Source organism: Jeotgalicoccus nanhaiensis (assembly GCF_015235105.1).
Lineage (GTDB): Bacteria > Bacillota > Bacilli > Staphylococcales > Salinicoccaceae > Jeotgalicoccus > Jeotgalicoccus nanhaiensis.
On record NZ_JADGLW010000002.1, the window covers coordinates 309533 to 321331 of the forward strand.

An 11799-nucleotide genomic window follows, 5' to 3' on the forward strand; every position below is an offset into this window, starting at 1 on the left:
GGTGATATAATGTTAAACAAAACATTCGCAGTCGTCGATCTGGAAACGACTGGAAATAATCTGAAAAAAGATAATATCATTCAATTAAGTATTGTGTTCGTACGTAATTTGAAAATTACAGGACAGTACAATACTTTTTTAAGTGATGAAACAGCTGTGTCACCGTTTATACGCGAACTGACGAATATTTCTTCAGACATGCTGGTCGGCGCACCAAAATTTAAAGACCTTGCAGAAGATTTGCTGAGCCAGCTTGAAGATGCGGTTTTCGTTGCACACAATGTTGATTTTGATCTGACTTTCCTGCAGGCTGCCTTCCAGTCTCAAGGTCTGTCCTACAAGCCCATGCACAAACTTGATACGGTCGAACTCGTCCGTATCTTTCTGCCGTCTGTATCCGGCTACCAGCTTCATCTCGTTGCGGAACATCTCGGCATCGAACTGTCTCAGGCGCACCGGGCGGATGAGGATGCCTATGCCACAGCCGAAGCGCTGATATTTATCATGCAAAAAATGATCGGCCTGCACCGTGAAACGCTGATAAAAATCTACCATCTGTCGAAGATGATGCGGACCAGCCTGACCGATTTGATTTTCTCAATATTAAACCGGTATACAGATGATAACGATGACAATATTATCAGCTACAACCAATTTTATATTAAGGATACGAGTGTTACCCATAAATCAATAGATCCTGTGAGCGTACATGATCTGTATCATAAATATCTCAGCATTACGGGGAATGACTACCGGGAAGATCAGTACAAGCTTGCGCTGTTAATTTACGACTCGCTGGTCGAAGAAAATTATCATGCGATTGAAGCTTATACCGGACTCGGAAAAAGCGATGCATTCTTAATAGCGGCTCTCAGCTATTACTCGGCTTACGACGGTCAGGTCGTCGTGTCGACCTCGCGGAAAATACTGCAAAATCAGCTGATTGAAGAGTCGCTGATGCGGCTCAGAAAAGTAGTGTCATACGATACGCCGTTTGCGCTCTTAAAAGGCAGGCTCAATTATGTTGACCTTAACGCTTTTACAGCTCTGCTCGGACTCGATGATGCAAATCCTGAAATATGCTTTCTTAAGATGCGCATGCTCATCTGGCTTATTGAAACAGAAACCGGCGATCTGTCAGAAGTAAATCTCCGGGGGCCGGAAAAATCGTATTATGAGACCATGCTGATTCAGGCAGGGAATAAAAAGCACCATTTTTATTTTAAGCGTGCGCTGTCAAACGCAAGGAAAGTGCCGATTATCGTTACCAATCATTACTTTTTAAACGACTGTCTCAATAATCTCAAAGACATTCAGGCGCTGATTATCGACGAGGCCCATCAGCTGAAACAGGCACTTGATCTGAAAGAACGCAGAAAGTTCAGCTATCCTGAACTGAAGTTCTTTATCGGCCAGGTCGGTCTGATTAATCAGGACAGACTGCTCAGCCAATACAGTAAAACCAACAGTGCAGTATCTATGTATCTGCTTGAGGATCTTGTAATTAATCTGAATAAAAATATCGATTTATTATTTCAGGAGCTGTCACGGAAAAAAGTGAGTGAGGCGCTCGAAACACTCGACAGTCTCATAAAATTTACCGATATGTTTTTAAGCACCGTACGCGGCACTGATAATTATCAGGCTTTGTATAATCACATGCATTATTTCGATGATTCCCTGAAGAATCTGCGCTATGCGCTCGCTTATGATGATTATCATATTAAAAACAGCAAAAACTTCCAGAAAACAGAAGTAACCATCCGGACAGATGTCCTCGACACACTGGCTGATGCCCTCAGATCCATTCCCTGTCAGATTCTCCTTTCCGGCACGCTGGAAGTGCACGACAGCTTTAAGCATTTAAAATACTGGTTCGGCGATTATGACTTTAAGACAACGGTCATGAACCGGACAGAAATGTATAATGATATTAAATTATTTATACCGAATGATATCAGCAGCTATGATCCGCATGACAGTGCCTATATCGTCGACATACTCGATTATATTGCGCTGTATTTAAGCGAAACGAACTCGAAGCTCATCGTTATATTTTCAAATTATGAACTGCTGGAGAGAGTTTACAGCTTTACCGAAGACATTGAACTGTTTGAACAGATTCCCGTTCTCCGCCAGTCTCATAACTCAAATAACGAGAAGCTGCTCAGCCAGTACAACCAGCTGAGCCAGTGCCTCCTTCTCGGCACCTATACTTTTACCGAAGGGATTAATCTCGTCAGCGATCAGGACAAGGCGCTGATGCTGACAAAACTTCCGTTCCCGGTGCCTAAAGGCGACAGTTTCAGAGATTTCTATACGGCAGACCTGCCGGAAGCTGTCATTCATTTCAGACAGATTATCGGCCGGGTCAAGCGGAGCAGAGAAGATAAAGGAATCGTACTCCTGTTCGATGACAGGATTATGACCAAGCCGTACAGGCAGGCATTTTTAAAATATTTTCCTAAAGAAAATATTATTCATGACACGAGGGAAACTTTTAAAGCGCTGCTTTTTGGTTTATAATAAGGAAAACATAATTGTTAGGAGACTGCAGCTTGGAATTATCAAAAAAGGTAAAGTCAATCACGCCCAGCCAAACGATAGAAATTACTAATACTGCAAGACAATTAAAAGCTGAAGGCGTCGATGTTATCAGTCTGTCAGCCGGGGAGCCTGATTTTAACACGCCCGATGAAATCATCGATGCTGTGAATGCTGCTGCTAAAGCGGGGCATACGAAATATACAGCTTCTGCCGGGCTGCCGGAATTACGCGAAGCTATTGCTAAAAAAATGCAGCGCGATAATAATTTGACGTATGATTCAACTGAAATATATGTCGGCAACGGCGCCAAACAAGTGCTGTACAATATTTTTCTCGCGACCTTGAACCCGGGAGATGAAGTGATTGTGCCGTCACCTTACTGGGTCAGTTATACTGAACAGATTAAAATGGTCGGCGGCGAACCGGTCACTGCAGTTACCGGAGAAGATACTCATTTTAAATTAACTCCGGAGCTCCTCAAAGCTCATCTGACTGAAAAAACGAAGATGCTCGTTTTAAACAGTCCGAACAACCCGACAGGTTCTGTCTATTCCAAAGATGAACTGCAGGCGCTTGCAGATGTGCTCGCTCACACTGACATCATCATCGTTGTCGATGAAATTTACGAGGTGCTCACTTACGGGACCAAACATGTTTCAATCGCATCTCTCAGTGATGAAGTTAAAGCCCGGACTATCATTGTTAACGGCGTCAGCAAGTCGCATTCTATGACAGGCTGGAGAGTCGGCTACGCCTGCGGCGATGCCGAGCTTATTTCTGCACTCGCAGCTTTAACATCACAGTCTACTACAAGTGTGGCAGAACCCGCGCAGTACGGTGCTATTGCAGCATACAATATGGATCCTGGAGAAACTGAAACGTACAGGGCGATATTTGAACGCCGCCGGGATAATGCATACGAAAAAATTTCTGAACTGCCGCATGTCACATGCCTTAAACCGGAGGGTGCATTTTATCTGTTCCCTCACATGCAAACATGTGCAGAAACATGCGGTTATAAAACAGTGAATGAATTTGTTAAAGATATTCTCCGCGAAAAACATGTTGCTTTTGTTCCAGGATCAGGCTTCGGGGCTCCGGAATATGCAAGAATCAGCTATTCGCTGGGTGAAGAGAAATTTAACGAAGCAATCTCTCGCATTAAAGAATTTATCGAAGAAAAAACTCAACTCTAAGGATGTATTAAGTTATGAAAATCACTATTAACCAGGCACCACAATATACAGGACAGGAAGTTACTATCGGCTGCTGGCTGCTGCAAAAACGCGGCAGCGGAAAGCTGCAGTTTCTTCAGCTCCGTGACGGCACAGGTTTTATGCAGGGTGTTGTAGTCAAAGCTAATGATGAAGATTTGTTTGCCACAGCTAAAGGACTGCACCAGGAAACATCGATGTATGTTACAGGAACTATTAAAGAGGACGAACGTTCTTCTTTCGGCTACGAGATGGAAGTTTCAAATATTGAAATTATTCAGGCTGCAGAAGGCTATCCGATTACACCGAAAGAACACGGTCCTGAATTTCTTTTAGATAACAGACACTTATGGCTGCGTTCGAGAAAACAGCATGCAGTGATGAATATCAGAAATCAAATTATTAAAAGCACGCATGATTTTTATTTCAACAACGGCTTTAAGAAAATTGACTCGCCGATTTTAACGAGCAGTTCTCCTGAAGGCACGACGGAATTATTCCATACTAAATACTTCGATGAAGATGCTTACTTGTCACAAAGCGGTCAGCTGTACGCTGAAGCTGCTGCAATGGCACACGGCAAAGTCTTTACTTTCGGCCCGACTTTCCGCGCTGAAAAATCAAAAACGCGCCGCCACTTAATCGAGTTCTGGATGATCGAGCCGGAAATGGCTTTTTACGATCACGAAGACAGCCTGGTAGTGCAGGAGCAGTATGTTGAATACCTGGCTAAAAATGTACTTGAAAACTGCAAACTCGATTTAGAAGCACTTGGACGTGATACGACAGCGCTTGAAAAAATTAAAGCACCGTTCCCGCGTATTTCATACACGGAAGCAATCGATCTGCTGCATGAAAAAGGTTTCGATGATATAGAGTGGGGCGATGATTTCGGTTCACCGCATGAAACTGAAATTGCAAACAGTTTCGACAAGCCGGTCTTTATCGTCAACTATCCGAAAGCAATTAAATCATTTTACATGAGTACAAATCCGGAAGATCCTCGTACAGTGCTGTGCGCCGATTTAATCGCGCCTGAAGGCTACGGAGAGATTATCGGAGGCAGTGAACGTATTTCCGACTACGATGAGCTGAAAGAGCGCATTGTGGAGTCAGGACTGAACCTTGACGCTTATGAATGGTACCTTGACCTCCGTAAATACGGCAGTGTGCCGCATTCAGGTTTCGGACTCGGTCTCGAGCGTGCAGTTGCCTGGTTCTCAGGTGTTCAGCACGTCAGAGAAACTGCACCATTCCCAAGATTATTAAATCGTTTATACCCGTAAAATCAATGGAGATGTTAGGTTCCCTAATGTCTCCATTCTGCTGTTGGAGGGAAATATATGGTTAACGATTATTTAAAATATATTACGATTCCGGTCAATAAAATACTGCTGGATAATTATGCAAAAATAGGGCTTGATGAAGCCGGTGTCATTATTTTAATCAAGCTGCTCGAACGCTACCGCACACATAATACGCCGCTTAATTTCAGCGAGCTGCTTGCCGGCACGACTTTAAACGAGAGTGAATTGACTCATATTATTCAGTCGCTGATAAAAGAAAACCTGCTCGAACTCGATACGCATCAGATCGACGGCAAGTACACCGAAACGTATAATTTTGAACCGCTGTATAATAAGCTCGAGGATTTTATCATGCTGGAAGAAAAAGCACCGGTCAAAGACGATACGACGCTGCGCGGTTTGTTCGAATATATTGAGCAGCTGTACGGCAGGGCGATCAGTCCGAACGAGTACGAGCGTCTGAACAGCTGGATGAACGATTCAAACTATCAGCCGGAAGCTATTCAGGATGCGGTGGATATCGCGTATAAAAGCAATATTACATCGCTGCAGTACGTGGAGCGTATTTTGAGCAGCACGTCGAAAAGCGAATCGGTAAAAGGGACAGGACTGCCTGTTATATCATGGCTGGATGGAGGTAGCCGACTTGACAACAAGTAAGAAAAAAACGATGGAAATGATCGACGTTATCGCAGAGATGTTTCCGGATGCTGAAGCAGAACTTAATTATACAAACCCGTTTGAACTGACCATTGCTGTGCTGTTAAGCGCACAGACGACAGACGTCGGGGTAAACAGGGTGACGGAGGGACTGTTTAAGCGCTTTAAAACGCCGGAAGATTATTTGGAAGTCGATGTTACAGAGATCGAACAATACATTAAAACAATTGGTTTATATCGTACAAAAGCTAAAAATATTCAAAAACTCTGCCGTGATCTAATCGATAAATACGATGGCGAGATTCCGGGGAACTACGATGATTTAGTGTCGCTCGCGGGCGTCGGCCGGAAGACTGCGAATGTCGTTTTATCCGTCGCATTCGATACGCCGAGAATCGCAGTCGACACGCACGTTGAACGGATCGCAAAGCGTTTAGGCATCGCACGCTACAAAGATTCACCGCTGCAGGTTGAAGAAACTTTGATGCGCAAAATTCCTGCCGAACGCTGGAGCAAGACACACCATCAGCTGATTTTCTTCGGCCGTTATCACTGTCTCGCGCGCAATCCTAAATGCCACGTCTGTCCGCTGCTGGATGAATGCCGGGAAGGACAGAAACGTTTGAAAAAAGGATTAGTTAAAAAGTAATGATTGGATGTTCGAGCCGCATTTCCTGTGAGGAGGTGCGGTTTTTTTGTTTTGGATAATGAAGATTCGAGGCTGTCTGGTAAATGTTATTTTTCTCATTTTAAACGTAAATAAAAGCAAGACTACTTCAGAATAGACAAACTTGCTCATAATGTGTATGAAAATGAGCAGGGTATAGTCGAAAACGGCAACCTTGCTCGAAAAGCGATCAAAAATGAGCAAGGTCAATCAAAAATGAATGAGCTTGCTCATAATGTGTATGAAAATGAGCAGGGTATAGTCAAAAACGGCAACCTTGCTCGAAAAGCGATCAAAAATGAGCAAGGTCAATCAAAAATGAATGAGCTTGCTCATAATGTGTATGAAAATGAACAGGGTATAGTCAAAAACGGCAACCTTGCTCGAAAAGCGATCAAAAATGAGCAAGGTCGATTAAGAATGAGTGAGCTTGCTCATAAAAGGTGATAACTCCAGCAAACTCCCCTAACTTATCACCATATACAACTTATCCAGACGATAAACGTCATCGCTAATATAGATCAGCAAAAAAACACCCCCAATCACTGAGTGATTGGGGGTGTTCGGCAATTCATACATATTATTCTTCGTCAGCTGCGTCTTCTTCATCTTCCGATGAGCTTGAGCCTGAGTCAGATGCTCCTGAATCTTCGTCTTCAGCTGCGTCATCCTGCGGGGCAGGGTCTTCGTCTTCTCCAGAGTCTTCCGGTTCAGCGAGATCAGCGTCTTCAGGCAGTTCACCTTCAGGCACATCACCTTCTGTTTCTATTTCACCGTCTTCGTTGTACTGCCAACTCCAGGCGCCGCCTGTCGAGCCGCTGCCATTATTATTACTGTTGGAGTCAGAGTTACTGCTGCCATTGCTATTGCTGTTAGAGTTATTGTTGCTGCCGCCGCTGTTCCAGAAACCGCCACCGCCGGCAACTCTAAATTCATTGCCGTTAATCTGTTCAACGCTGTCAGGCTGTTCAAAGTCCTGCCCGTTGAATGTACTGATATACTGCATGATATCTTTGAAGAACCACTGCGGTGTAATGTGTTCATCAGTACCGACAAATACTTTGTCTTCAGAGTAGCCTGCGGATGCATTATCGAATCCTGTCCATACGCTCATCGTATATTCAGGGGTATAGCCGACGATCCATGCGTCTTTTGCACTGTTGCTCGGCAGATTGTTTTCTTCCAGAATACTCGTATCAAGCGAAGTGGTTCCTGTTTTCGCTGCGATATTCAGACCGTTCATCTGAATGTAGTCGGCGCTTCCCTGATTTTCGAATGTATCTTTCAGCATATCTGTCAGCATGAAGGCTGTAGAGTCTTTCATAGCCTCGTGTGTTTCGTTGTCAAATTCAATTTTATCGCCTTCTGCTGTAACGATGTAGCGGATGGACTGCGCTTCATTGAATTCACCATTGTTGCCGAGTGTCGCGTAAGCCTGGGCCATCTGCAGCGGGCTGAAGCGTGATTCTCCGCCGCCGAGCACGTCGTTAAATGATACGGTATAATCTCCCTCATTTTTCGTTGAGTAGTCGAGGCCCGCTTCAGCTGCAAATTCTGCCGGTGCATTGTAGCCCGCTTCTTCCTGAACCGCTTCGAATGCTTTTACGGCCGGGACGTTAAAGCTCTGACGCAGGGCGTCACGCATCGTCACATTTCCGTGTCCCTGATTATCGTAGTTGTAGACCGTGTTGTTTGGACTGTCTTTTGGCGTATACGACTGTTCATCCTGGATGGTCTGATTCGTTGCCCATTCCATATGTTCAATTGCCGGACCATATGCCAGGAACGGTTTCATCGTGGAACCGACGTTGTGCTGGACAAGTGCTAAGTTCTGGTCGACCACTTCCTGATAATCGCGGCCGCCTGATATTGCCACAAGGCCGCCGGTTGATGTGTCGAGAATCGTCGATGCGATATTAAAGTCATCGCTCTGGAATTTATCGTTATAGTAGTAGTTTCTGTTATTCGTCATATTCTGAAGGTAGGACTGAACGTTTGAATCCATATTCGTATAAATCTGTATGCCGCTTGATAGTACTTCAGAAATGTCTCTATTGCGGAATTCATCATGTGACTGAAGCTCTGTTTTAATGTAATTAATATAAGATGCGTATTCCGGATCTTCCTGTTCTGTCGAGAAGCGTTCTGCCTCGTCACGCGGTACTAAATTTTCCGTAATATCGATATTCATTGCCTCATCGTACTCTTCCTGCGTAATTCTCTCGTGTTCGAGCATCAGGTATAAGACCGTGTCTGTCCGGCTCTTCGCCGCTTCCGGATCCATGTATAAGTTATACACGTTCGGCAGATTTGAGAGCCCTGCCAGGTAAGCACTTTCTGCGATGTTTAAATCAGCAAGCTCTTTATCGAAATAATATAAGCTCGCTGTACGAATGCCGTAGATGCCATCGGAGTAGTAAATCTTATTCAGATACATTTCGAGAATGTCATCCTTTGAATACTCCTGCTCGAGGCGGTATGACAGATACGCTTCCTGTGCTTTACGTTCGATTGTCTGTTCTTCTGTCAGGAAGGCGCGTTTAACAACCTGCTGGGTAATCGTACTGGCCCCTTGAGAGGCAAAGCCGTCCGTAAAGTTGCTGATGACCGCGCCGCCGAGACGGATAAAGTCAATTGCACCGTGATCGTAAAACCGGTTATCCTCTATTGCAAGCACCGCGTCCGACACATGTGCCGGCACATCTTCGATACTGACATATTCCCTTTTCTGACCCTGAAAGAGGGTGGTAACCAGTTCATCGTTCTGGTCATAAATTTCAGCGGGAACAGGATCTTTCAGCTTTTCATCGCTGAAAGCGGGCGCCTGTGATGCGTAATAGGCAAACAGCACCGCTCCGATAACAAGACCGATCAGTGCAAGCAGTGCACCATATAAAAACACTTTTTTAATAATTGATGATTTGGATTTTGACTGCTTTTTCTGTTCGGATTTCGCACCGGACTGTTTACTCCTTTTAAAATTCGATTCCATATATATTCTCCCTATTCAAAATAAAATTCGTCAACTGCAGCTAAATAATCATAACGCGGATTGTATTTTATTGGTAGTAAAATACTCTCTTTCTTAATGTCAGCATAGGTTATGGACTTTCTTCCGTCGCCTAAAAAGTCATCCCAGTGTTTAACAAAATGTTCAAATGGATAAAGATAGACTTCATCGTAAACGGTAAACTTAAGAATGATAAAAACAAGGCCGCCCTGATTATGACAGGCGCGCATATGCTCGACCTGGTGTCCATGGATGTTGATAAAAGGAAAGCGTGTTTTGTTGCGTGTTTCCTTCGCTTCAAAATCGATATATCTTCCTTTATATATACCATTATAGTCACTCGTCGAGGGAACTTTAAAGTAAGCTTCCGTTATTTTAGCTTTTTTCCGTGACGGATAATCCACGTCGACAATCTGTACCGGTGTCGGCTTTTTATGAATGATTGCCCGCTTCGTATCCAGATAAAACTGATTGGTCTTATCGAGATCTTTTTCCAGTGTCATGCCGCGCTGGCCGTAGTTAATTTCTTTATTCGCACGCGTTATATTGGATTTGTTTCTCTTGACTCCCTGAGGGTACTTCATTAAATTCGCACTCCAAACTATTATTATATATACTGTTTATTATATATTAATTAAAGTTTGATTAACATTTCATTATTATAGGTGGTGTGTCCAATTTGTCAAGAAATGCATCGTACAGCGATTACCGGGCTATGCTCGAAGAAATTGCGAGACGCTATGACAAGGCAAGAACGGGTTACGAGTTTGATTTTAAAACTGAAATAGAACCCTTTTTAAATGAAAATAAAAAACTCGCAGACCAGCTGCTTCATATAGAAACCGATGAGCGGCTGACTGAACGGGTCAGAGAAATTATGAGCGATGAGCTGATGGAACTCTTAATGAGCTGCCACGTTTCCCGCTTCAGTTTAAAATTGTATCATGAAAAATTCAAATATATTAATATGTGGGTCAATCACGCCGGGAAAGAAGGATTGCTGTGAGAGTATTGATTACAGGCTACCGTCATTACGAGCTCGGCATCTTTAAAGACTCGCAGCCGGAAGTCAAAGTGCTGCGCGATTTTTTACGCGCCCGCATTATTAATCTCGCAGAAGAAGGCGCGGAGTGGTTTATCATCCAGGGCTATACGGGCATAGAAATGTATGCCGCCAATGAAATTATCGATCTGAAAGCGGACTACGATATTAAACTCGGTGTCTTAAAGCCGTTCCATAAGTTCGATGACCGCTACAATGAATCCGATAAAATTAATTTAAACAATATACTCGAGCATGCCGATTTTCATCAGTTTATCTTTGAGAGAGAGTACCGGGATCCGGGGATGTTTAAAGCGATTAATCAGTTTTTGACCGCCCACACAGATTACGGTCTGATTGTCTACGACAGCGAGACGGAAACAAATTTAAAATATATATACAGTGTTATGCTTGAATTAAGCGAGAAAAGTCATTATAATATTGAAAGAATACAATTTGATGATATTAATGACTTTATTAATGACAGATATGATAGTTAAGAGGTGTAAGTATGAGTGACTATACGCTAAAGCTGTCTGCAAAGGATATATTCGAGAAAGAATTCGAAAAATCACTAAGAGGTTTTAAACCGATAGAAGTAGATAGTTTTCTTGACGACGTTATCAGTGATTATCAGAAAATGGCAGACATGAACAACAATATTAAAAAACTTGAAGAAGAAAATGCAAGATTAAAAAAAGAAGTTGAAGACCTCCGCATCAGGGTGGCAACAAATACACGCACCCAAGGCGGCAATGGACAGAGTCAGCAGATTGATATTTTAAAACGTCTGTCGAGTCTCGAAAAGCAGGTTTTCGGCAGTACAGCAAAACAGTAAGACAGATTATATGCATGTATTTTAAGAACTTTAAAATACACAGACGGTAACTCGGATAATCGCTATGCAGCATGCCTGCATAGAGGAAAGTCCATGCTCACACGGACCTGAGACGGCCGTAGTGTTCGTGCCAGACGAAACAATAAGTCTGGGCAATGATATTTTATATCTTGACGGCTGCGAAATATTCTAAGTGTGTAAACATACGGATAGAGTAGCTTTAAAAGTGCCACAGAAACGAGCTTCAGAAGAAATGATGAAGATGGAACGCGGTAAACCCCTCGAGTGAGCAATCCAAATTAGGTAGGAGCACTTTCCAACAGGAATTCAACTGGCGGAGAGATATTATTCATTTAATATAGACAGATGATTATCACCAATGTGCGAGTGTATACTAGTGCACGCCGGCAGCACAGCGGGACAGAACATGGCTTATAGAGAAACCGGACTAGACAAAAAGCTCTCCACTTATGAGGAGAGCTTTTTTTATGCCTATATTCATACTATAATGTAA

Annotated in this window: 11 protein-coding genes and 1 other RNA gene; 10 read left to right on the plus strand and 2 right to left on the minus strand. The window is 43.4% G+C overall.

The genetic code is table 11. The features are described 5' to 3' along the window. Positions 1 to 9: 9 nt before the first annotated feature. From IR135_RS03815 to IR135_RS03840, 6 genes are all read left to right on the plus strand, one after another. Positions 10 to 2526, plus strand: a complete 2517-nt coding sequence (locus IR135_RS03815) for a helicase C-terminal domain-containing protein (RefSeq protein WP_135096849.1) — start codon at positions 10 to 12, stop codon at positions 2524 to 2526. Between the two features lie 32 nt (positions 2527 to 2558). Beyond that, positions 2559 to 3743, plus strand: coding sequence for a pyridoxal phosphate-dependent aminotransferase (locus IR135_RS03820; protein ID WP_135096851.1), 1185 nt, complete (start codon positions 2559 to 2561; stop codon positions 3741 to 3743). Positions 3744 to 3757: 14 nt separating this feature from the next. After that, positions 3758 to 5047 carry an asparagine--tRNA ligase gene (gene asnS, locus IR135_RS03825; RefSeq protein ID WP_135096853.1) on the plus strand — a complete coding sequence of 430 codons (1290 nt, stop codon included), beginning with the start codon at positions 3758 to 3760 and terminating at the stop codon, positions 5045 to 5047. 57 nt (positions 5048 to 5104) lie between these two features. Then, positions 5105 to 5728 (plus strand): DnaD domain-containing protein, encoded by a 624-nt coding sequence (locus tag IR135_RS03830; RefSeq protein ID WP_135096855.1) that lies wholly within the window; start codon positions 5105 to 5107, stop codon positions 5726 to 5728. A 10-nt stretch (positions 5729 to 5738) separates the two neighbouring features. Then, on the plus strand, positions 5739 to 6377 hold the full coding sequence (gene nth, locus IR135_RS03835) for an endonuclease III (protein ID WP_228063425.1): 639 nt from the start codon (positions 5739 to 5741) through the stop codon (positions 6375 to 6377). A gap of 153 nt (positions 6378 to 6530) precedes the next feature. Beyond that, positions 6531 to 6842 (plus strand): hypothetical protein, encoded by a 312-nt coding sequence (locus IR135_RS03840; protein WP_135096859.1) that lies wholly within the window; start codon positions 6531 to 6533, stop codon positions 6840 to 6842. Positions 6843 to 6975: 133 nt separating this feature from the next. Here the strand turns inward: IR135_RS03840 and IR135_RS03845 are convergent, their stop codons facing one another. Together IR135_RS03845 and recU are read right to left on the minus strand one after the other, a co-directional pair. Beyond that, positions 6976 to 9387 (minus strand): transglycosylase domain-containing protein, encoded by a 2412-nt coding sequence (locus IR135_RS03845; protein ID WP_135096861.1) that lies wholly within the window; start codon positions 9385 to 9387, stop codon positions 6976 to 6978. 11 nt (positions 9388 to 9398) lie between these two features. Next, positions 9399 to 9989 carry a Holliday junction resolvase RecU gene (gene recU / locus IR135_RS03850; RefSeq protein WP_135096863.1) on the minus strand — a complete coding sequence of 197 codons (591 nt, stop codon included), beginning with the start codon at positions 9987 to 9989 and terminating at the stop codon, positions 9399 to 9401. Between the two features lie 95 nt (positions 9990 to 10084). Between recU and IR135_RS03855 the strand changes: the two genes are divergently transcribed. The 4 genes from IR135_RS03855 (at position 10085) to rnpB (ending at position 11725) form a co-directional block, all read left to right on the plus strand. Then, on the plus strand, positions 10085 to 10411 hold the full coding sequence (locus IR135_RS03855) for a DUF1798 family protein (protein WP_228063405.1): 327 nt from the start codon (positions 10085 to 10087) through the stop codon (positions 10409 to 10411). Beyond that, entirely contained in the window at positions 10408 to 10947 is a 540-nt protein-coding gene (locus IR135_RS03860) for an SLOG family protein (RefSeq protein WP_135096865.1), read from the plus strand. Before IR135_RS03855 ends, IR135_RS03860 begins: the two co-directional genes overlap by 4 nt. 11 nt (positions 10948 to 10958) lie before the next feature. Then, positions 10959 to 11285 (plus strand): cell division regulator GpsB, encoded by a 327-nt coding sequence (gene gpsB / locus IR135_RS03865; RefSeq protein WP_115884280.1) that lies wholly within the window; start codon positions 10959 to 10961, stop codon positions 11283 to 11285. A 47-nt stretch (positions 11286 to 11332) separates the two neighbouring features. Continuing rightward, positions 11333 to 11725: RNase P RNA component class B (gene rnpB, locus IR135_RS03870), an RNA gene on the plus strand. The last annotated feature ends 74 nt before the right edge of the window (positions 11726 to 11799 follow it).

What these genes read in the sequence shown, in the direction of transcription:
- IR135_RS03815 (WP_135096849.1), top strand. Translation starts at nt 10, where the DNA reads ATGTTAAACAAAACATTCGCAGTCGTCGATCTGGAAACGACTGGAAAT.
- asnS (WP_135096853.1), top strand. Translation starts at nt 3,758, where the DNA reads ATGAAAATCACTATTAACCAGGCACCACAATATACAGGACAGGAAGTT.
- IR135_RS03830 (WP_135096855.1), top strand. Translation starts at nt 5,105, where the DNA reads ATGGTTAACGATTATTTAAAATATATTACGATTCCGGTCAATAAAATA.
- nth (WP_228063425.1), top strand. Translation starts at nt 5,739, where the DNA reads ATGGAAATGATCGACGTTATCGCAGAGATGTTTCCGGATGCTGAAGCA.
- IR135_RS03845 (WP_135096861.1), bottom strand. Translation starts at nt 9,387, where the DNA reads ATGGAATCGAATTTTAAAAGGAGTAAACAGTCCGGTGCGAAATCCGAA.
- recU (WP_135096863.1), bottom strand. Translation starts at nt 9,989, where the DNA reads ATGAAGTACCCTCAGGGAGTCAAGAGAAACAAATCCAATATAACGCGT.
- gpsB (WP_115884280.1), top strand. Translation starts at nt 10,959, where the DNA reads ATGAGTGACTATACGCTAAAGCTGTCTGCAAAGGATATATTCGAGAAA.